This window comes from Siminovitchia sediminis (assembly GCF_042680885.1).
Classification (GTDB): domain Bacteria; phylum Bacillota; class Bacilli; order Bacillales; family Bacillaceae_C; genus Siminovitchia; species Siminovitchia sediminis.
The window spans coordinates 72,737-94,309 of the sequence record NZ_JBHUEO010000002.1 but is presented as its reverse complement, the minus strand read 5'-3'; the positions used below and the strand labels follow the sequence as shown (position 1 = coordinate 94,309).

General features: G+C 41.4%; 16 protein-coding genes. 4 read left to right on the top strand and 12 right to left on the bottom strand.

Translation table 11 applies throughout. The features are described from left to right. Window positions 1-425: 425 nt before the first annotated feature. Both ACFSCZ_RS00880 and sda read left to right on the top strand, forming a co-directional pair. Entirely contained in the window at window positions 426-1,910 is a 1,485-nt protein-coding gene (locus ACFSCZ_RS00880; protein ID WP_380771598.1) for an aldehyde dehydrogenase family protein, read from the top strand. 171 nt (window positions 1,911-2,081) lie between these two features. Further along, the gene (sda, locus tag ACFSCZ_RS00875) at window positions 2,082-2,207 is read left to right on the top strand and encodes a sporulation histidine kinase inhibitor Sda (RefSeq protein WP_380771597.1); all 126 of its coding nucleotides are present in this window, start codon (window positions 2,082-2,084) and stop codon (window positions 2,205-2,207) included. A 319-nt stretch (window positions 2,208-2,526) separates the two neighbouring features. Here the strand turns inward: sda and odhB are convergent, their stop codons facing one another. Both odhB and sucA read right to left on the bottom strand, forming a co-directional pair. Beyond that, entirely contained in the window at window positions 2,527-3,804 is a 1,278-nt protein-coding gene (gene odhB, locus ACFSCZ_RS00870) for a 2-oxoglutarate dehydrogenase complex dihydrolipoyllysine-residue succinyltransferase (RefSeq protein ID WP_380771595.1), read from the bottom strand. 42 nt (window positions 3,805-3,846) lie between these two features. Beyond that, window positions 3,847-6,693: a 2-oxoglutarate dehydrogenase E1 component gene (gene sucA, locus ACFSCZ_RS00865; RefSeq protein WP_380771593.1), complete on the bottom strand. Its 2,847-nt coding sequence runs from the start codon at window positions 6,691-6,693 to the stop codon at window positions 3,847-3,849. A gap of 363 nt (window positions 6,694-7,056) precedes the next feature. Here sucA and ACFSCZ_RS00860 point away from each other — a divergent pair, with 363 nt between their 5' ends. Both ACFSCZ_RS00860 and ACFSCZ_RS00855 read left to right on the top strand, forming a co-directional pair. Next, window positions 7,057-7,524 carry an Hsp20/alpha crystallin family protein gene (locus ACFSCZ_RS00860; RefSeq protein ID WP_380771592.1) on the top strand — a complete coding sequence of 156 codons (468 nt, stop codon included), beginning with the start codon at window positions 7,057-7,059 and terminating at the stop codon, window positions 7,522-7,524. Between the two features lie 95 nt (window positions 7,525-7,619). After that, window positions 7,620-8,891, top strand: a complete 1,272-nt coding sequence (locus ACFSCZ_RS00855; protein ID WP_380771590.1) for an MFS transporter — start codon at window positions 7,620-7,622, stop codon at window positions 8,889-8,891. A 129-nt stretch (window positions 8,892-9,020) separates the two neighbouring features. On the opposite strand, the gene ACFSCZ_RS00850 is transcribed toward ACFSCZ_RS00855, so the two are convergent. The 10 genes from ACFSCZ_RS00850 to ACFSCZ_RS00805 form a co-directional block, all read right to left on the bottom strand. Next, window positions 9,021-9,206, bottom strand: a complete 186-nt coding sequence (locus ACFSCZ_RS00850; protein WP_380771588.1) for an H-type small acid-soluble spore protein — start codon at window positions 9,204-9,206, stop codon at window positions 9,021-9,023. 51 nt (window positions 9,207-9,257) lie between these two features. After that, on the bottom strand, window positions 9,258-10,271 hold the full coding sequence (locus ACFSCZ_RS00845; RefSeq protein WP_380771640.1) for an LLM class flavin-dependent oxidoreductase: 1,014 nt from the start codon (window positions 10,269-10,271) through the stop codon (window positions 9,258-9,260). 248 nt (window positions 10,272-10,519) lie between these two features. Further along, a complete protein-coding gene (locus ACFSCZ_RS00840; protein WP_380771586.1) occupies window positions 10,520-11,470 on the bottom strand; it encodes a siderophore ABC transporter substrate-binding protein in 951 nt (316 codons plus the stop codon). A 20-nt stretch (window positions 11,471-11,490) separates the two neighbouring features. Then, the gene (locus tag ACFSCZ_RS00835; protein ID WP_380771584.1) at window positions 11,491-12,252 is read right to left on the bottom strand and encodes an iron ABC transporter ATP-binding protein; all 762 of its coding nucleotides are present in this window, start codon (window positions 12,250-12,252) and stop codon (window positions 11,491-11,493) included. Continuing rightward, a complete protein-coding gene (locus tag ACFSCZ_RS00830) occupies window positions 12,249-13,199 on the bottom strand; it encodes an iron chelate uptake ABC transporter family permease subunit (RefSeq protein ID WP_380771583.1) in 951 nt (316 codons plus the stop codon). The genes ACFSCZ_RS00835 and ACFSCZ_RS00830 overlap by 4 nt, the downstream gene beginning before the upstream one ends. After that, window positions 13,192-14,115 (bottom strand): ABC transporter permease, encoded by a 924-nt coding sequence (locus tag ACFSCZ_RS00825; protein ID WP_380771638.1) that lies wholly within the window; start codon window positions 14,113-14,115, stop codon window positions 13,192-13,194. Before ACFSCZ_RS00825 ends, ACFSCZ_RS00830 begins: the two co-directional genes overlap by 8 nt. Before the next feature lie 489 nt (window positions 14,116-14,604). Next, window positions 14,605-16,527 carry a heavy metal translocating P-type ATPase gene (locus ACFSCZ_RS00820; RefSeq protein WP_380771581.1) on the bottom strand — a complete coding sequence of 641 codons (1,923 nt, stop codon included), beginning with the start codon at window positions 16,525-16,527 and terminating at the stop codon, window positions 14,605-14,607. A 375-nt stretch (window positions 16,528-16,902) separates the two neighbouring features. Then, window positions 16,903-17,088 (bottom strand): hypothetical protein, encoded by a 186-nt coding sequence (locus ACFSCZ_RS00815; RefSeq protein WP_380771579.1) that lies wholly within the window; start codon window positions 17,086-17,088, stop codon window positions 16,903-16,905. A gap of 15 nt (window positions 17,089-17,103) precedes the next feature. Further along, window positions 17,104-20,238, bottom strand: coding sequence for an SbcC/MukB-like Walker B domain-containing protein (locus ACFSCZ_RS00810; protein WP_380771577.1), 3,135 nt, complete (start codon window positions 20,236-20,238; stop codon window positions 17,104-17,106). After that, window positions 20,235-21,380 carry an exonuclease SbcCD subunit D gene (locus ACFSCZ_RS00805; protein WP_380771575.1) on the bottom strand — a complete coding sequence of 382 codons (1,146 nt, stop codon included), beginning with the start codon at window positions 21,378-21,380 and terminating at the stop codon, window positions 20,235-20,237. The genes ACFSCZ_RS00810 and ACFSCZ_RS00805 overlap by 4 nt, the downstream gene beginning before the upstream one ends. Between the last annotated feature and the right edge of the window lie 193 nt (window positions 21,381-21,573).

Sequence of the window (21,573 nt, the reverse complement as noted above, 5' to 3'; positions counted from 1 at the left end):
CTACGTCCTTTCTCATTTTATCAATCTCCAAAAAATAAAAAAAGCGTGCCGGATTATCTTGCCGCCTTTCCTGATCTTTTTTGTAATTGAACAAGATTACCCACGAAAATCTCCGGATTAGCCCATAATGAATCCATAGACAAGGGACATTTCTCAAGGTGATCTCTCTTAGGCATTGTTAAAATAAGATTTGAATTTTCTGCAGCCATGGATCCGATCAAAAACCGCCCTTTTAACCGGTTATTTACCAAAGTCATACCTCCTCCTATTACCCATCCACCGCATCAAATATTGTCAGATTATGAGGAAATATTTTCCGCTCATTTTATTTGTAAATTTAGTATATTCATAGTAGACTTGTAATTGGCAGCGGTTTCTTAGCCTCTGTTATTTTCCTTGGAAAAAAATTTTTAAGGAGGAGTTCAATGAGTCAAGCAACAATCGATGTTAAAGACAAGGTGCAAAAGTTTTTACAGGGGACAAAACACTTATACATCAATGGGGAATTTGTTAAAAGTGCCGACGGCAAGACTTTCGATACCCCTAACCCGGCTACAGGTGAAACATTGGCTACTTTATATGAAGCGGGAGCTGAAGATATCGACCGGGCTGTAAAAGCTGCAAGAAAAGCGTTCGATGAAGGAAAATGGTCTAAAATGAGCGCTGCTCAAAGAGGAAGGCTGATGTACAAGCTTGCAGATCTGATAGAAGAAAACAAAGAAGAGCTTGCGCAGCTGGAAACACTCGACAATGGTAAGCCCATTCGGGAAACAATGAATGCAGACCTCCCGTTGGTCATTGAACATATGCGCTATTATGCCGGTTGGACAACTAAAATTACAGGTCAAACAATTCCTGTATCAGGGCCGTTCTTTAACTATACACGCCACGAGCCTGTAGGTGTGGTCGGACAGATTATTCCATGGAACTTCCCGTTGCTGATGGCTATGTGGAAGCTTGGTGCGGCTCTGGCAACCGGATGTACAGTAGTGTTGAAACCCGCAGAACAAACGCCGTTGTCTGCATTATACTTAGCTGAACTCATTGAAGAAGCAGGATTTCCTCCGGGAGTGGTTAATATCGTTCCAGGTTTCGGAGAGCCTGCAGGATCATCTCTAGTCAATCATCCAGATGTAAATAAAATTGCATTCACCGGATCAACTGAAGTCGGTAAGAAAATTATGGAGCAATGCTCCAAAACAGTTAAAAGAGTCACTTTGGAACTTGGTGGAAAATCACCAAATATTATCCTTCCGGATGCAGACTTGACTAAAGCCATTCCAGGTGCATTAAACGGTGTCATGTTCAACCAAGGACAAGTTTGCTCGGCTGGATCCCGTGTATTTATTCAAAAGAAAAACTTTGACAATGTAGTAGCTGATATGGCCTCACATGCCAAAAGCATAAAACAAGGGGCCGGCTTAAATCAGGATACCGAAATGGGACCGCTGGTTTCTTCCGAACAGCAAAACCGAGTATTGGGATATATTGAAAAAGGTATTAATGAAGGAGCGGAATTGCTGGCTGGCGGGAAAAAGTCAAGTGAGCAAGGATATTTCGTTGAGCCGACAATTTTTGCCGATGTAAATGACGAAATGACCATTGCCAAAGAAGAAATTTTCGGCCCGGTTATCTCAGCATTACCATTCGAAGACCTGGACGAGCTGATCGAGCGGGCAAATAAAACGGATTATGGCCTGGCTGCCGGACTTTGGACACGTGACGTAGCCAATGCACATTATGTAGCAAACAGGCTGCGCGCCGGCACCGTCTGGGTAAATTGCTATAATGTCTTTGATGCCGCTTCACCTTTCGGGGGATATAAACAATCCGGACTTGGAAGGGAAATGGGCTCATATGCTCTAAACAACTACACAGAGGTAAAGAGTGTTTGGATTTCTATGAAATAGAAAATGATATAGAGCCCGCTGAAAGGGCTCTATTTTTTTAAAAGAAATATGTCGAAAAAAACCTAAATTTGTTTGAAGATTTGTAATAAAACGCTTTCAATCTCACCCAAAAACAGGTAAAATGAGAAATGAACGTGAGGATTCCATTTCACTAAGGAGGTTTTTGCAAACATGAAGATCATGACAAATGAGCAGTTGGTTGCAGCCTACCGAGACGCAAAAAAGAATGGACACGGTGCTGATTGGATTCGATTATTGAAAATGGAAATAAGAAAACGAGGTTTAAACTTAAGTTAGGCAATTAATATATTGATATACCAGCGTGCAAAAAGCACGCTTTTTCTGTGCCTTCTCCAATAGCTCCCGATAACCCATGAAATCCTGCGCAGCCACGCAAACAAGACCACTTCCATTTTCAGGTTGAAGTGGTCTTTTGGCCGTAACGTTTATTATGGATTTTCCGTACACATGTATTCTGAATCTGGCTCCGAAAAATTCTGTGGAACGACCGGGGCTCGATCCCCTAAAGCGACCGTACGTTGGACCTTGTTCCCTTTCTCTCGTCAGAGGCACTACAGTCTGTACGGCGCTATACGGGGGCATATCTTGTTTTGATTTATCCTTCCAAAAGCAGATCTTCCGGATTTTCAAGAAGCTTTTTAACAGTCACCAGGAATCCAACGGCTTCTTTTCCATCAATTACTCGGTGGTCATAAGATAGAGCCACATACATCATTGGCCGGTTTTCCATATTTTCTGCATCAATGGCAACGGGGCGAGTTTGAATGGTGTGCATACCTAAAATTCCCACTTGGTTCCCGTTAAGAATTGGAGTTGATAACAGGGAGCCGAACACCCCTCCATTTGTAATCGTAAATGTCCCGCCTTGAAGGTCACTTAAAGCCAATTTGTTGTCACGGGCTTTTTTCGCTACAGTCATGATGTCTTCTTCTATTTCTGCAAAGTTCTTTCGATCGCAGTCACGGATCACCGGTACAACTAGACCTTCATCTGTAGAAACAGCGACACCGATATCATAATACTTTTTATATACAAGCTCGTCTCCCTGCAGCTCCGCATTAACAGCAGGATATTTTTTTAATGCAGCAACAACAGCTTTAGTAAAGAAAGACATGAATCCAAGCTTTACATCGTGCTCTTCAAAGAATTTGTCTTTCTTTCTTTTCCTTAATTCCATTACCGCTGTCATATCGATTTCATTAAATGTTGTCAGCATGGCTGCTGTTTGCTGAACTTCTACAAGCCTTTTGGCAATCGTTTGGCGGCGGCGTGACATACGTACACGTTCAACCGGTTTTCCTGGCTCACCTTGAGAAGCAGTTGGAGCAGCTTTCCCCGGTTGAGCAGGAGAAGACGGCTGTTTCGGTTGATTTGCATACGTTTCAACATCTTGTTTTCGAACTCTTCCCAGCGGGTCAACTGTAGGAACTGCAGATAAATCAATTCCTTTTTCCCGCGCTAATTTACGTGCGGCCGGAGAAGCAATCGGACGCTCCTTTTCATCCGGCTGTTTTTCTTCCTGCTCCCGGGCAGCATTAGGAGCAGGCTGGGATACCTGTTCCGGCTCAGAAGCTTTTTGTTCCTCTTTCTGCGGTGCAGCTTCGGATGCTTCCTGGGATGTACCCGATTCTGCTGTGCCACTTTCATCGACAATGGCAATGACATCTCCCACATTTACCGTTTCGCCTTCTTCGGCCTTCAATTCTTTTACCACTCCGGCTTCTTCCGAAATAATCTCCACGTTTACTTTATCCGTTTCAAGCTCGACGATATATTCACCTTTATCGACAAAGTCGCCTGGTTTTTTAAGCCATTGAGCGATGGTTCCTTCCATGATGGATTCTGCGAGTTCTGGTACTTTGATTTCGGCCACTTTTTATCCTCCTCTAGTCTTTGCGGATATATATCTTTCTTTTTACTCTGGTTTTGTAAATACAGCTTTTACGATACGGCTCTGTGCCTTTCTATGAGCAGTCGGATCCCCTTCTGCCGGACTGGACCTTCTCCTTCTTCCTTCATACCGTATATCTACACCTTCCGGTCTGATTTCTCTTATATAGGATATGACATGGAGCCAGCCGCCCATATTTTTCGGCTCTTCCTGAACCCAAACGATCTCTTTCAAATTGGGATACCTTGACAAAATCTCAGAGATTTCTTCTTTAGGGAATGGGTAAAGTTCTTCAACCCTGATAATGTGGAGCCAATCCACATCCGCTTCGTCCTGCAATTGCTCCTCCAGATCAATCGCAATCTTTCCGCTGCAAAGTGCTATTCTTTCAACAGCTTCATGATATCCCCCCAAGCCTCTCTGTTCAATCACTGATTTAAAGGAGCCCTTTGTCAATTCCTCTACATCTGAAGATGCCAGCGGGTGACGCAGCAGGCTTTTGGGTGTCATAATAATCAGCGGTCTGACCTCATCTTTCGTGAGGATCGCTGCTTGCCTTCTTAATATATGGAAATACTGGGCTGCACTTGATAAGTTTGCGACAATCCAGTTATGTTCAGCTGCACTTTGAAGGAATCTTTCTACACGGCCGCTGGAGTGCTCGGGCCCCTGACCTTCATATCCATGCGGCAAGAGCATGACCAGTCCTGATTTTTGTCCCCATTTCGCCCTTCCTGATGAAATAAACTGGTCAAAATACACTTGAGCCATATTGGCAAAATCACCAAATTGAGCTTCCCAGATAACAAGGGTTTCTGGCGCAAAAACGTTATATCCATATTCAAAACCTACAACCGCAGCTTCAGTCAATGGGCTGTTATAAAGTGCAAAAGAAGCTTTCGCATTGCTCAAATGATGCATTGGAATATATTCCTCACCTGTTTCAACATCATGCAGAACAAGGTTTCTCTGTGCAAAAGTTCCGCGTTGTGAATCTTGGCCTGACATCCTTATAGGGGTACCGTCCCTTAATATCGATGCGAATGCAAGTGCTTCAGCATGCGCCCAATCAACCTTCCCTTTTTCCTCTATGACATTTTCTCTTCTTTTAAAAATCCTCTCGAGACGTTTAAATACATTAAAATCTTCGGGCCATGTAATTAATTCCCGATTCATTGTTTCTAAAACATCTTCGTCTACTGCTGTATTGAGTGTAGAAAGTCTTTTATCCACGATTTCCGGAGGATTCATAACAATATCGGGATTTCCTTCAGTTTTCGGCAAATTGTCATATGCCTTTTGAAGTCTCTCCTGAATTTCTTGATCAATTTTCTCCACTTCTTCTTTTGTCAACAACCCGGCTTGTATCAGATGGTCGGCATAAATTTCTTTTGAAGTCGGATGTTTTTTAATAATGTTGTACATTAATGGATTTGTGACCATGGGTTCATCCATTTCATTGTGGCCAAAACGCCGGTAACCCACCAGATCAATAATAAAATCTTTATGAAATGCTTTGCGATATTCATGTGCAAGGGCTGCTGCTGCAAGGACAGCTTCCGGATCATCAGCATTCACATGTACAATTGGCACTTCAAAACCCTTAGCCACATCGGATGCATATAAAGTGGAACGGGAGTCACTGCTTTCAGTTGTGAATCCAATCATGTTGTTCGCGATAATGTGAATTGAACCGCCAGTATTATATCCTTTCAAGCGTCCCATATTCAGCGTTTCCTGCGAAATTCCTTCACCAGGAAAGGCTGCGTCCCCATGTACAACAATAGCAAGGCTGTTATCCATATCTTGTTTTGGATATCCCTCACTGCTTCTGTCCTCTTGAGCTGCGCGGGTAAATCCGTCTACTACAGGATTGACCACTTCAAGGTGACTCGGATTGTTTGCCAGGGTGATTCGTGTTGTAACCGTTGTCCCTTTTTTGAGTTTTCTGTCAGCACCCAAATGATATTTTACATCTCCCGTCCACCCATAGGTGATGCCAATCGAACCTTCAGATGGGATCAGCTCTTTATTTGGAGCATGCTGGAACTCTGAAAAAATCAATTTATATGGTTTTTGAAGAACATGCGCCAACACATTCAGGCGTCCCCGGTGAGCCATTCCAATATTAACGGTTCTCGTCCCTGTCTCTACTGCAAGACTGATGATTTCATCCATTAATGGAATGAGCGTTTCCAAACCTTCAACCGAGAAACGCTTTTGTCCGACAAAGGTACGATGAATGAACTTCTCAAACCCTTCAACTTCAGCAAGACGGGCAAGCAAATTGACTTTCTTCTCATTATTCAATGGTTTATAGAAAAGACCTTCTTCTATTTTTTGCTGAAGCCAATTTCGTTCATCCAGTTCATGGACATGGTTATATTCAAATGCAAGTTTCTTTGTATAAACTTCTTGAAGATGCTTAATTGCATCCAGTCCGTCTTTCAAATTTGATGGAGCATTAGGCGAAATAAATGAAGCCGGGATATTCTTTAAATCATCCTCTGACAGATTATACTCGGATAATTCAAGTCTTCTTGTATTTTTTTCTTTTCTTCGAATCGGGTTAATATCCGCAATGAGATGACCGTATGTACGTATATTATCCGCATATTTGACAGCAGCTACCAGTTTACTCATGCTGTTGTGGGTTGCCGGCATTTGGAAGGAAACATCTGCCTGACCTTCTGTTGTTTTTGCCTGTTTGCCAGCTGAGGGGACACCCCACTGGTCAAATGCCTCTTTCATTTCTGGATCGACACTGTTCGGATCATTTAGGTATTGTTCATATAGCTCCATCACATACCCAAGGTTTGGGCCAGAAAACTGAGCCCATGGGGATCCTTCATAAGACGCTTGTCTACTCATTGATCAAAAACCTCCATCGTTGACCTCAATATATTGACGCCGGAAGATTTTTCTTTTTATTTGCCGGCGGTAATGAATCCCGTGTTCTGCAGCGAACTGCATTGCAAGTCCATTTTACCACTGTGAAGTATGAAGTAAAAGAATTTAGTTCACTTTTTAGACAAAATTAAACAAGTATTGCAAACGATGCCTTGAGAAGATTACCACCAACCTGTTACATATTTGTGTCAATTTCATATTCAATCTTACTATTCTTCTAAAAAAATTCAAATATATATGCTTTATTCCGTGATTTTGGCTTTTTTGTTACGCGCCTTTTGCATTAGGCATATAATAAAACGATTGAATAAAGGAGGTGGCAGAGTGTTTCCTTGGGGAACATTTCCTTTTAATGAAGATGCAAAAAAATGGAGCGAACAAATGAGTACGTCGGATATCCAGTCATTCGTAAATGAAATGCTTAAAAAGTACCTCCCTTCCCAAATGGAAAATATTGCATCACAACAGAACTCGGCCTCCAACCATACGATAAATGAGAATCAACACGATTCAAAAAGACCCGATACACAAGTCTTTGAGACGTTTGACTTTGTTTTTATCCGAATTCATCTTCTGAATGAGGATCAAAAAACCCGACTTAAATTTTTCCATACATCCAATCTGGCGATTATTGAGAATTTTTTTGAAGACGGTGACCGGTTCTCCATTCCCTTGCCATGTCTCGTCAAGAGAAAAGGGGCTGTTGCATTAATAAAGGACCTGATTCTTGAAGTGAAAATACCCAAAAACATCGATATGCAATTTACTGAAGTGGATATAACTGAAAAGTGATGAGATCACTTCCGCTATTTTCCTTTTTTGCAACTGATAAAATGTTGATGAATGTGACATATTAATTCTGATCATATCAAGGGAAAGGAAAAGGCATGTCAACATTTGAAAAATTGGATTTTGGCCGTAAAGCGAGCGAGTTGGCCGAAAAAAAATGGGCCGTCATATCTGTAGCTTCCATTCCGCTTATCATGACATTGGGCAACTCCATGCTAATACCTGTTCTTCCGTTAATCGAACAGAAACTTAACATCACCAAACTTCAATCCAGTTTAATCATCACTGTCTATTCAATCGTTGCCATTTTCTTAATTCCAGTTGCCGGTTTTTTATCAGATAAGTATGGCAGAAAAATCGTGATTGTTCCCTCTTTGATCATCGCGGGAATCGGCGGGCTGCTGGCAGGCTGGGCAGCATGGAAGCTGGATTCTGCCTATATCATGATTCTTATAGGAAGAATATTACAAGGTGTTGGAGCGGCAGGAGCTTTCCCTATCGTTCTTCCGCTTGTTGGAGATATGTTTAAAAGGGATAAGGATGTAAGTGCATCACTTGGTGTGATTGAGACTTCTAATACATTGGGAAAAGTGCTGAGTCCAATACTCGGATCCATACTAGCCGGCATTCTCTGGTTCCTTCCCTTTTTATCCATTCCGGTATTTTCGCTTACTTCGGTACTGCTAATTTTGTTCCTTGTAAAAAAACCCGAAGGGGATCACCATGAACTATCATTTGGGAGGTTCATGCATAATATTAAAGACATTTTTTCGGAACATGGGCGATGGTTGTCAGCCGTTTTTATAATAGGAGCCATCCTGATGTTTGTATTGTTCGGCATGCTGTTTTATTTATCGTCCATTTTGGAAGATGTATATGGCTTTGATGGAATCAAAAAAGGTCTGCTCCTTGCCATTCCGCTTGCCGTCCTGTGCATTGCATCTTTCTCAGCCGGTAAATGGATCAAAGATAGCCTTCGCAAAATGAAATGGCTGTCTTTCTTTGGGATCGTTTTGATGGGAAGTATGATGGCTGTTGCCATGATGTCGGAGAAGTTTATTTTTCTGATCGCTATTTTTTCACTGAGCGGACTGGGTATCGGAGCAGCCTTACCTTGTCTAGATGCCCTATTAACACAAAGCATTAAAAAAGAGATGCGGGGCACCATTACTTCTATTTTCAGTTCCACGAGATTTGCGGGTGTAGCTGCAGGCCCTCCGGCCATTGCTATCTTAATGAATTTTGGAAGTAAATGGATGGTAATTGTTTTGGCAGGTCTGAGTTTCATTGCGGCCATTCTTTCATTTATTGCCATTAAACCGGAAAAGGAGAAAAAAACTTCCGAAACAAAAAAACCTGCTCTAGAATAAAATAAAGCTGCTTTGAAATAATCAGTCACCCTTTCTAAGGCGGTCAAACGTAAAATCAGGAGGAGAAAAATAATTCGGTTTTCTCCTCCTGATTTATTTTAGGGGCTTTTTTAGACAGCCTCATAGCAGTTATTGTTCCTTCACCTCAGATATGTCTACATGACTTCGTTCTTCAAAATCATTTGCACCCCGAAGATGTACTGTAGCAGTTTTTCCATCCTCGTTTAGTTTATCAATCCAAACGGATACACCATTGTAGGTTACCTCTATGTCAGCGGATGAGGATAATATTTGCTTGACACGATTCAACTCCATCTTCTTCACTCCCCGGCTATTTTCTAATTATTTTCCAACAAATCGTGAAAATTATTCTGACTTATTCGGGTTTAGTAAAGCCTCTGCGATCAGCCGATAGGATTGAATCCTGTCCTTATGCGAGTATACGTTTGTATGAATCATTATCTCATCCGCCTCATAAGTTTCTTTCACTTGAAGCAGCTTTTCACTCACAGCTTCCGGGGTACCCACAATCATTTTGTCCATCCATTGGTCTACTTTGTCTTTTTCTTTAAGCGTCAATGGATAATCCTTAGCTTCCTGAATGGTTGGGATCCCTTCGTTTCCTTCCCCTTTATCTCTTTGTATTGACCATATGATGGAGGATGCTGCAATCTCTTTTGCCTGTTCTGATGTTTTTGCACAAACAGCAGAGACTGTTACAGTCACCTTTGGCTGCGGGGTAGTTATTGACTGCTGAAAGCTGTCTACATAGTGGCGGACAATGGAAATTCCTTCTTGGTCACTCATAAATTGCCCAAAGTTATATGCCAGTCCCTTTTCTGCAGCCAGTGCAGCACTTTTTTCACTGGTTCCCAAAAGCCATGGATCAGGCATGATTTTTGGTACAGGAGATGCCGATAGTTTTGCGTGTTCGTTTTCTGGAGGGGCGGCATCATAGAGATATAACAACAATTCATCCAAACGTTCAGGAAGCTTCCACACATTTTGCAGAAAGTTTTCAGACAAGGCATTGGAAGCCTCTGCGGAACCCCCGGGTGCCCGGCCGATTCCAATATCTACTCTGCCGGGGAATAAAGTTGCCAGCATATTGAACAACTCTGCCACTTTATAAGGTCTATAGTGAGGAAGCAAAACAGCACCTGAACCGATTCGAATCGAATTCGTTTGTCCCCCTATCAATCCGAGCATAACTTCAGGTGCCGGACAGGCAAGCCCCGGCAAATTATGATGTTCAGCAATCCAATACCTTGTGTATCCAAGACTTTCAGCTACTTGTGCTAATTGTACAGAATTCATTAATGCCTCTCTTGGAGTCTGCCCTGAAGAAATGGGCGCCTGGTCAATGATACTTAGTTTCATCAATCTGGGCATCTCCTTTCATTCCCCATTAGATATTGGAATATAAGAGTTGTCAAGAACTATGCCTGAAACAAATACAGAAAATGCCCAGTTGACATTATTTTTCCGGAAGCGGGCGGGACAATTTCCTATAAATAAAAGAGTGGTTCCAGCCAATAAATTGGCTGGAACCACTCTTGCAGGCCTGCATTGTGATGATGGAGGAATTCGCCCATCCACCCGGGCTTGCCATCCGGACCTTATCTTCATCAGTATGCATTTTCCAAACTGGTGATCATTGCTTTCATAGATTGCAGCCCTCCGCCCGATAAATACCAGTAATCGGCATCCAGATAAATGATCTTTCCTTCTTTATAGGCAGAGGTTTTCTTTACCAAGTCATTCTCAATGGTTGCTTTGGCCGGTTCAGCACCTGAATCCAATGCTGCATTTCGGTCAATCACAAACAAAATGTCAGGGTTGTTTTCTAAAATATATTCAAAGGAAATACCTTGACCGTGTTGAGATACTTCTATATTTTCATCAGCTGGTTTAAATCCGAAAACATCGTGGATTAATCCATACCTGGAGCTTGGCCCATAGGCACTAACTTTTCCTTCATTTGCTAAAACAATCAAGGCTTTTTGATCAAGACCCGCCGTTTTCTCCCGGGCTGCAGCCACTCGGCTGTCAATATCTTCAAGCTCAGCTTGAATTTGCTCTTCTTTCCCAAAGATTTTTCCTAATGTTTCCATATTTGTTTTAAAGGACTCCATGTAATTTTCATAATCAATCTCCAAATAAACGGTAGGAGCAATTTCTGAAAATTGATCATAAAGCTCAGATTGGCGAGTGGAAATAAAGATGACATCAGGTTCCATTCCATGGATCGCTTCAAAATCCGGCTCTTTCAAGCTGCCAACATTAATATAGTCACTGCTTGAATATTTATCCAGGTACTCAGGTACAGTAGCTTGCGGAATGCCTGAGGCCTCTACTCCCAGCTCATCAAGAGTATCAAGAATGCCAAAATCAAATACAACCACATTTTCCGGATTTTTCTTTACAGAAACTTCACCATATTCATGGCTGATCGTAATACTGTCCGATGAACTGTCTGCCTGGTCGCCGGATTGGCTCTCTTCACCGCCATCGCCGTTGCATGCTGCAAAAACTACAACGGCCATACTAATCATAAAGAACAACATCCATTTTTTCATAAAGGGTAAGGCTCCTTTGACTATGAATTAAAATATACGCAGATTCTGCAATTATTTAAATTTTTAATCGGAATATCCATATCATATATTTCTTTTAATGCATCGGATTGAATAATTTCTTCTGTTGGCCCATCTTTGATGACCCTGCCGTTTTTCATGGCAACAATTCGATCTGAATAAACAGAAGCAAAGTTAATATCATGCAGGACAATGACAACTGTTTTGCCCAGGTCATCTACAAGCTTTCTCAGAATTTTCATGATTTGAACGGAATGTTTCATATCCAAGTTGTTGAGCGGCTCATCCAGTAAAATGTATTCTGTATCCTGCGCAATGACCATGGCAATAAAAGCTCGCTGGCGCTGGCCCCCGGATAATTCATCCAGATAGGAATCCTGAATATCTTCCAAAGCCATGTACTGAATCGCCTGATCTATCATCAATTCATCATTATTTGTAAGCCGCCCTTTTGAATAAGGATATCTCCCAAAAGACACAAGCTCACGGATGGTCAGTTTCACATTGATATAATTCGATTGTTTCAAGATTGAAACCCGTTTGGACAGATCATTGGATTTCATTTTTTTCATATTTTGCTGATCCAGCAGAACCTCACCGGTATCAGCATCCAAAAGGCGGCTGACCATAGAAAGCAACGTAGATTTACCAGCACCGTTAGGTCCGATAAAAGATGTGATCTTTCCCCTGTGAATATTAACCGAAACATCCTCAACCACTTTTGTTTTACCGTAAAATTTGGATAGCCCCATGACTTCTATCATGTTGATCTACTCTCCTTCAGCAATAAATAGAGGAAATACACTCCGCCGACAAAGTTTATAATGACACTCAGGGTAGTTGAAAAAGTAAATATTCGTTCGACTGCCCACTGGCCTCCAATAAGAGCAATAATACTTAGCAGAATTGCTCCACTTATAAGTGTGCGATGCTTATAAGTGCGGAAAAACTGATACGCCAGGTTGGCAACGATCAAGCCAAAAAAAGTAATCGGACCGACAAGTGCAGTGGAAACCGAAATTAGTATGGCTGTCAAAATGAGCATTTGCCTGGCTGTCTTATCATAAGAAACACCCAAGTTAATGGCCGTATCCCTTCCGAGTGACATCACATCCAGATGGCTGATCGAACGCCATCCTGCAGCAAAAACAGCAAGTATAAATAAGAGAGACAACCAGACAAGATCCCCGTTCACATTATTAAAACTGGCAAACATTCTATCCTGAACAATCATAAATTCATTGGGATCTATCAAAACTTGTAAAAAGGTGCTGATACTTTCAAAGAAAGTACCGACAATGATTCCGATTAAGAGCAGAAAGTATATTGACTGCTGGCCTTTTTTAAACAGGAACTTATATAAGAGAAGAGCGAAAATAACCATTGCTGCAACGGATAAAAGAAAATTCACTTGTTTATTGACGACCGTCACATGATCGGAACCCAAGAAGAATATGATAAATGTCTGAATCAATAAATATAATGAATCCAGCCCCATGATACTCGGAGTCAATATCCGATTATGTGTAATCGTCTGAAAAATCACGGTTGCATAGGCAATGGCAGCTCCTGTAATCGCCATTGCAAGCAGCTTAATTCCCCGACGGGGAAGCGCATAATCAAAACTCCCTTTTAAATCATGGAACAGATACAGACAACAAAATCCGGCGGCAATCAGGAAGAGGAACCCAAGTTTTACTGAATTACGCATAGGCTCTCCTCCTGAAAAGCAAATATAAAAATATACCGCTGCCAATGATACCAACCATCAGACTGATGGAGATTTCGTAAGGATAGATGATGACGCGCCCCAGAATGTCGCAGAGCAACAGAAAAATTGCTCCAAGCAAAGCTGTATGCGGCAATGTTTTTCGCAGATGATCACCTTTAAAGATAGAGACGATATTTGGGATAATCAATCCAAGAAACGGAATCATCCCTACTGTCAGTACAACAGTCGTGGTAATCAGAGCTACCAGAATCAGCCCGATATGGAGAATCCGTTTATAAGAGAGTCCGAGATTCTTAGCAAAATCCTCCCCCATTCCCGCTACAGTAAATCGGTTGGCATATAAGTACGCCAGTAAGATGACCGGGATGCTTATATACAGCAGTTCGTAGCGACCTTTCATAATCATGGAAAAGTCACCCTGCAGCCACGCGGACATATTTTGTATGACATTTGCCCGATAGGCAAAAAATGTAGTAACCGACGACAGGATGTTGCCGAACATAAGCCCGACAAGCGGGATAAAAATAGCGTCTTTAAATTTAATGCGATCAAGAATCTGCATAAACAACAAAGAACCTGCAAGGGCAAACACAAAAGCAATCGCCATTCTTTCAAGCATACCGGCATTGGCAAACAGCAGCATGGAGACAAGAATTCCCAATCTGGTGGCGTCCAGCGTTCCCGCTGTGGTTGGTGAAACAAATTTGTTGCGGCTCAACTGCTGCATAATTAAACCTGCAATACTCATTCCTGCACCTGCAAGAATGATTGCTGCCAGCCTTGGCAGCCTGCTGATCAAAAAGACTTGAGTGTCTTCCGAATTAAAGTCCAGCAGATCCACTGGAGAAATATTGCTGACTCCTATAAATAATGAAAGAATGGATAATATCACCATTAAGGGAATTAAAATTTTTAGTTTCACGAACCATACACCAACGTTTTCTATGTAAATTTCTGGAGGAATTGATAATCATTATCACTTAGGCTTATCTTCATTATATCATCAGCCGCTATTCCGTCAATAGAATAATTGAGAATTTTTCTCATTTGCTTTATTAAACTAAAAGTTTAATGAATTTGTCATATTTTTTGAATGGACGTTTCCCTGCCCCGGAACAAAATGATCAAATGACCATGCGATGTTTTTTGGCAAACGATGTTAAGACAGCCGCCGATTACTGTCAGCAAAGTGACGTCCTGTTGGTTTCCTTACATCCATTATAAATCAACGAGGTCCTTTGAATGATGGTATCTTTTCACCTTGTGAAAAAAGAGGGTCTTTATAATTGCAAATAGAAAGGTTTAGAATGGAAATATGGTTTATCAGTTTGCCCCTCCCATAAAAGAGCAAAAAAAAAACGCTCCTTGCGGAACGTGAAGATACTCATGATTTCAATAGCCGAAGACCATTTAATATGACAAGGATCGTACTCCCTTCATGTCCAATAACCCCCAGCGGCAAATCAATAAATTGGAAAAAGTTCGACATGATCAGCAAAAAAATCACGCCAATGGAAAAATAAATATTTTGCTTAATAATCCTGTTCATTCTTTTAGACAGCTGAATCGCCTCTGGAATCCGGCTTAAATCATTTTTCATCAGAACTACATCTGCCGTTTCCAAAGCAACATCCGTCCCATTGCCTATGGCTATACCAACATTTGCTGTGACAAGGGCAGGGGCATCGTTAATACCGTCTCCCACCATGGCCACAGAATCGTATGTGGATTGAAGCGTACTGATATGCTTGACTTTATTTTCAGGCAGGCATCCAGCTATATAGTCATCTATTTTGCTTTCTGCAGCAATGGCTTGGGCCGTAGTCTTGTTGTCTCCTGTAAGCATGATGGAATAGACCCCTTGCTTTTTCAATAGTCTGATTGTGCGGATTGTTTCTCGCCGGATCACATCCGTCAAAGCAATCATGCCAGCCCAATGTTCACCTTTTTGAATATAAACGATGGTCTTTCCCTCAGCTTGTAATGTTTCTGCCTGTAACAAAGCATTTGCATCCAGTGCTGTACGATCCATGAATTCAACATTCCCCATTTTCCATACCACTTGATTGATGGTTGCCTGAATTCCTTTGCCTGGTATATCCTTTAATTGATGTACCTGCTGAAATTCCTCTGCACCCTTTGATTGTGTGTACGCTACAATCGCTTTAGCAAGCGGATGGTTTGAGTGCCATTCTATGGAACCCGCTGCTTGCAAAACTTCACTTTCATCCATTCCATTTCTGACAATCACATCGGTTACTTCGGGCTGCCCTTTTGTCAAAGTACCCGTTTTGTCAAAGGCAATCGCTTTGACATGAGCCAGCTGTTCCAAATGGTTGCCTCCTTTAAAAAGGATTCCTTTTCTCGCCCCATTGGAAACAGCCGACAGGGTTGCAGGCATGATTGAAGCAACCAAAGCACAAGGTGATGCGACGACCAAAAGGATCATGGCCCGGTAAAATGTTTCATTCCAGGTCCACCCCAAAACATAATGAGGAAGAAACATCATGATGAATACAGCCAGCAAGACAACTTTGACATAACGTCCTTCAAACCGTTCAATAAAAAGCTGTGAAGGCGACTTTTCACTTTGGGCTGACTGGACCAATTCAATAATTTTTTGAAATAAAGTAGCATGATTAGGTTTGGTAACCTCCATGGTAATGGAACCATTCATGTTTAATGTACCTGCATATACCTCTTCATCTAAACCCTTGGTAACCGGCAATGATTCACCTGTGATTGCTGCTTCATCCACAGTGGTGATTCCATTGACAATCTTTCCATCAGAGGGCACCCGCTCTCCAGGTTTGATAAGTACTAAGTCACCCACATCCAGCTCAGAAACATGAACCCTCTTTACATCACCTTCTTTGATCAGCCATGCTTCTTCAGGCTGCAATTTCATTAATGATGATATTTCCTTTTGGCTCTTGTTCATCGTGTAGGTTTCCAAGGCACCACTCAGTGCAAAAATAAAAATCAAGATAGCTCCTTCAGCCCAATAACCGATGATTGCCGAACCAATCGCTGCCAAAATCATCAGCAGTTCGACGTTGAATTCTTTTTGGTGAATGGTATCTTGAATGCCTTCCTTGGCTTTTGCAAATCCACCAATCATATAAGCTGATATATAAACCATAATTGAAGTTGTCTCAGCGCCATTTTTATCAAGGAGCCAAGCAATGACGATCAGCAACCCGCTAACTGCGGCTGCCAATAATTCACCATGAACCTTTAATCTGTCCAATACGCTCAGTTGGGAAAAAGAACCTTCACTATGGGCAGTTTGTATTCCTGGATTCATTTGGCACCTCCTTTAAAGATGGATGACGAGCGCTAATAATTTATAATAATTATTATATAATTATTATATTAAAATGGTTACGTGCAGTCAACTTATAATTGAGAAAGTTTTAATCTAATTGATAATGATTATTAATATTATCCTTGTGAAAATGGGATAATAAATCATTTTCTCTTTTTGTTTATTGATAATAATTATCAATTATTTTATGTACTTAGATCATTGAAAGAGCTGTGTTTCTACAGAAACATCAAAAAAGGCACAGATGTGACGTCTTTTTTTTATCAAAAAAAGCTGCTCGGAAAACATGGTCCATGGTTTCCAAAGCAGCTTAAGTTTATTTGCTCAACATATTAATAGTTTGCTGTCAAGCATTTATGACGTTTCTATCCATTTTTTTCTGAACATTATATTTACTATGCACGAACCGATAAAAATTAGAATCAACAAAATGCCGATAAAAGGATAATGTAACCTAAAGGCAAAGAAGGCAAACACCGCCAGACTAATGGCGATAAACCACCCAAATATTTGAGTTGCAATAAAAAAAGTTTTATCCAAGAAGATTCCTCCTTATTATGATAAAAAAACAAATTCGGTACTGCTTCCGCTTTGGCCAGCCTTCACTTCCAGCCGTGCATCAATTCTTTCTTTCAATTCCGGAACATGAGATATAATCCCAACAAGTCTACCCGTACTTTGTATTTCCATCAAGGCCTCTATGGCCTGGTCCAAAGATTCGGGATCCAAGGTGCCGAAGCCTTCATCAATAAACATGGTCTCCAATGAAACACCCCCCGCATACTCCTGTACGACATCCGCCAGTCCCAGAGCAAGTGAGAGAGCTGCTTTAAAACTTTCACCGCCGGATAATGTTTTAACATGGCGTTCCTGGCCTGTATACTGGTCAAAGACAAGCAGCTCCAATCCGCTTTGAACATTTCCTTTGGAACGTTCCTTCTTTCTTAAAAGCTGATAGCGCCCGCTCGTCATTTTCGCCAGTCTATGATTCGCGGCAGAGAGAATATCATCTAAAAATGATGCCAGGACATATCGTTCAAATGTTAATTTAAAAGCATTTTTTCCTTTTGTAATATCGGACAGATGACCAATCAGTTCGTATTTCTTTTCCTTTTCTTTAATCTGCTGATTTAGTTGGTCAACACTTATTTGAACTTCCTCGTTTCTCCGGATATTCATCATTAAGCCGGAATATTGGCTATTTAAGGCCAGAAGTATATTTTCTTGCTCTTTAAATGCCTCTTCAAGCTTCGCCATATCAGGACGGTCCACCTCTTTTAAACGCTCTTCATAATCGTTTAAAAGCTCGGTGACAGCTCTGAATTCCTCACCGAATATTTTTATTTCTTCTTCGGCTGTTTGAATCCATCTCTCATCTTTTTTGGCATTTGTATATTGCCCATAAGAAGAGAATCCTTCCTGATGAAGCTGCTCCAGAAATTTTTCTCTCTCTTTTAGAAGAGAGCTTTGAATGTTCTCTATATCTTCTCTCATGCTTTCAATCGATGCTCTTTGAGTTGCCAGCTGTTCTGTCATCTTTGTAAAAGTTTCCTGTGCTTCCGCCAGTGCGGTATCATATTGTTTAATTTGAAGTTGCAATTCTGTTAATCTCTTATCAAATTGTTCTTTTGTCTGAACGCCATTCGGAAGATGAAGTGTAAGACTTTGAAGAGCTGCTCTTGTTTCCAGGTATTCATTGGAGGATGTTCTTTCCTTTTCAGCAATCCCTTCCAGCTTTCCTTTCAGCTCTTTGACATCTTTTGTGAGCTGTGTAATTGCCGACTCTATTTTAGGAATGGTTTCTGTTCTTTCTGTATTGGCCTGCAAGCGGCCGGCCATTCGGTTTTCCTTTTCCTGCAGCTCCAGCAATAAAGATGGTATACTCTCTATAACCACTTCAGGCCAGTGCTGTGTAATCATCTCGGATTTTTCCACTGCCGATTCGTTTAACATATCAAAATCCGCTTTTGCTTTCATCCATTCTTGCTGTACATCAGCCAAATGCCTCTCTATACGTTGGACATCCTTTTTTGCCGATTCATAATCATCCTCACTGATGTGGCTGCCAGTGAAAGACGCCGGTGAAGGGTGATCAGACGATCCGCAAACAGGGCATGGCTCACCCATAGATAAACCTTTGGCCAGAATGGCCGCTTGTTCGGCATGCCATTTCTCCTCTATTTGTTTTAGGACAGCCATCGCATCATTTGCTCTGGCTTGAGCCAGAGTCAGCTCTTTTTCCTTTTGATTGAGGAATTGTTGTGCGGATTGTTTCTTTTCCAAGATTTCATCCAATTGATTGACTTCGTTAAGTAGTTGCCGGTGTCTCAGCAGCTCCTCTTTTAACTGGACGTTTTGGTCTTGAAGGTCTCGAAGGACTTGAAGATGTTTTTGTTCCTTGTCTATCTTCTCTTCCCACTCTGTTACCCGGATCTTGCCTTTTTCCAGCTCGCTGCGATATTTTCTTATATCATTTTCTAATCGCAAAAGATCCGCCTTTTTATTTGAAAATGACAAAACGGCATCTCGCAGATGATCCAGTCTCATGAATTCAGCATGCAGGTGTTCTCTTTTGCTTTTGTTTTTCTCTTCAACCCTTAGCTTTTCTTCTGCTGACCTGCTTGCTTGTTCAGTTTGTATGAATGTTTCTTCCAGACGACTCTTCTTCCGTTCTTTTTCATCTATTTCTTTTTTTAGACGTTTACATATATTTTCCTGATGTTCCAAATGAGCGGCGCGCCTGGCAAGGATTACAGTTTGTTTTTTTTCGTCTATCATCCTCTTTTCCCCGTCTAATTTGGACTTTTTCTTCTTTAGTTCATCACGAGTATTCATTTCATTTAAGATATTTTCTGCTTCGTTAACTTTTCTTTTAACTTCATCTCGTTCTTTTTGTTTGGACTCTATTTTTTTCTCCAATTGCCGGTATGCTTTCTTCATGTCTTCGGTGACCTCATTCAGCAAAGGGAGAACGGCCGTATCACTTGGTATCTTCTCAGCCAGTGCCGCCTCCAGCTCTTCGTGTCCATTTGTAAAAACACTTTTTAACAGCCGGCTCCTTTGTTCGATTCCGCTTTCCACTTCGCTTTTAAGCAACCCGGCCTTGTCTTTCAATCGATCTTCTATTTTTTTATATGCTTCTGTATGGAACAGTCTCTGCAGGATGGCTTCTTTTTCTTTACTGTCTGATGTAAGAAGCTTTCGGAAATCTCCTTGGGGAATCATTAAAATTTGCCGAAATTGATTTGCATCCAGCTGGATGATTTCTTTAATTTTCTCATCCGTCTCACGAACATTGGCAGCCAGGAGTTTTTTTTCACCTGAATCTTCCAAAATATATAGCTCTGCTTTTGCATTGACAATGGTATAACCCTCTCCTCTTGACTTCTTTTTTTCTTGTTGAGGAGCTCTCCAAATATGATAGATTTGGTCTTTTAGCTGAAAAGTCAGCGATACTTCTGTCGGAACATCATCTTTTGCAAAGTGGCTGCGCAAATCACTTCCCATGCGATCTTCGCCGCTGGCTTTCCCATAAATCGCAAAGCTGATCCCATCAAAAATAGAAGTTTTACCGGCACCTGTTTTTCCGGATATGACAAACATGGTCCGGTTTTCCAACTGAGTAAAATCAATAGTTTCTTCTCCTGCATATGGACCAAATGCCTGCATGGTTAATTGTAAAGGCCTCATACAAGGATCACTTCCTTGCGAACATCGTCAATGACTTCTTCCATTAACTTTTGTTTTTCTTCTGTAAAATCACTTGTTGTCATTTCACGATAAAAATCTTCAAAAAGATCGAGCTCTGTTTTTCTCTCACTTTGCACCATTTGGAGAGTCTGTTTTTTTGCCGAATCCACTCGATCAATTTTCCGCTCTAAGTGAAGAATGTTCGGATAAACAGCCCGCAGCTTATTGATGGGGTCCAGCAGTGCACCCTCATCCAATAAAGTGACTTTCAGATAGTCGTCCAGCTTTTGATTTTCGTAAAAAGCCGGATCTAATAACTCTTCTATGTATCCGGTAATCTCCCTCATATCCAAACGGGGAGTGAGCCCTCTTTCTTTTATAGTAAGCTGACCGTTTGATTCAATGTTGATGACCGAAACACTCTTTCTCTGCTTTGCCTCAGAGAAAGAATACTTAAGCAGTGAACCCGAATAACGAATAGAATCATGATGAATCGCATCTGGACTATGCAAGTGCCCCAGCGCTGTGTACGTAAATGGGCTGAAACAATCCGACCCTATACATCCTGAACCCCCGACAGATAAAATTCTTTCTGAATCAGTTGTTTTTCCGCCCAGTACGAAGGCATGGCACACCAGTATATTTACTGCATCAGGATCCATATTTTTCTCAATCTCCCAAGTAATCCGATTCATAGCGTCATGATGCGAATGGATACTCGAATCCTGGAAAAAGTCACGGACCACGCCGGGCTCCGTGTAAGGGACCAAATAAAAATTGACATCCTGAATCCGAACAGGCTCCAAACAACTTTCTATTTTCCCATTCAAATAAAAACCGCTATGCCGGTACCAGGATGAACCAAAGGCCAGACGCTCTGCACTGTCATGATTTCCGGAAATAGCCAGAATCGGTGTATGGAGCTCTACATTTATACGAAACAGTACTTTTTCCAATAGCTGGACAGCTTCAACCGGAGGAACGGAACGGTCATATAAATCACCGGCTATAATGACAGCATCAGGCTTTTCACTGGAGACAAGCTGGACAAACTGATCCAAAACAGCTTCTTGCTGTTCTGTCATATATACCCCATGGACCAGCTTACCCAGATGCCAGTCAGCTGTATGTATGATCTTCAACCCTATCACCCTGTTTCTTATAAATATCTATTATTATAGCAAATGATGGGCTTCATTCATTAATCATTTAAGAAAAAGTGGGTAGCCCCTGATATCTTGATTCGGTGAGACCCCTCAGTACAACCACACGAGGAGGCTCACCATCCGTTCGGGGAAATGTTTTTTATTTTGCAGAGCGGGTTTTATTTACTCT

Coding starts and splice junctions, on each gene's coding strand:
- ACFSCZ_RS00820 (WP_380771581.1), bottom strand. CDS start 16,527: ATGAATCCAGGAATACAAACTGCCCATAGTGAAGGTTCTTTTTCCCAA.
- ACFSCZ_RS00825 (WP_380771638.1), bottom strand. CDS start 14,115: ATGGTGATATTATCCATTCTTTCATTATTTATAGGAGTCAGCAATATT.
- ACFSCZ_RS00845 (WP_380771640.1), bottom strand. CDS start 10,271: ATGAAACTAAGTATCATTGACCAGGCGCCCATTTCTTCAGGGCAGACT.
- ACFSCZ_RS00835 (WP_380771584.1), bottom strand. CDS start 12,252: ATGATAGAAGTCATGGGGCTATCCAAATTTTACGGTAAAACAAAAGTG.
- ACFSCZ_RS00840 (WP_380771586.1), bottom strand. CDS start 11,470: ATGAAAAAATGGATGTTGTTCTTTATGATTAGTATGGCCGTTGTAGTT.
- sda (WP_380771597.1), top strand. CDS start 2,082: ATGAAGATCATGACAAATGAGCAGTTGGTTGCAGCCTACCGAGACGCA.
- sucA (WP_380771593.1), bottom strand. CDS start 6,693: ATGAGTAGACAAGCGTCTTATGAAGGATCCCCATGGGCTCAGTTTTCT.
- ACFSCZ_RS00810 (WP_380771577.1), bottom strand. CDS start 20,238: ATGAGGCCTTTACAATTAACCATGCAGGCATTTGGTCCATATGCAGGA.
- ACFSCZ_RS00880 (WP_380771598.1), top strand. CDS start 426: ATGAGTCAAGCAACAATCGATGTTAAAGACAAGGTGCAAAAGTTTTTA.
- ACFSCZ_RS00855 (WP_380771590.1), top strand. CDS start 7,620: ATGTCAACATTTGAAAAATTGGATTTTGGCCGTAAAGCGAGCGAGTTG.
- ACFSCZ_RS00850 (WP_380771588.1), bottom strand. CDS start 9,206: ATGGAGTTGAATCGTGTCAAGCAAATATTATCCTCATCCGCTGACATA.
- ACFSCZ_RS00830 (WP_380771583.1), bottom strand. CDS start 13,199: ATGCGTAATTCAGTAAAACTTGGGTTCCTCTTCCTGATTGCCGCCGGA.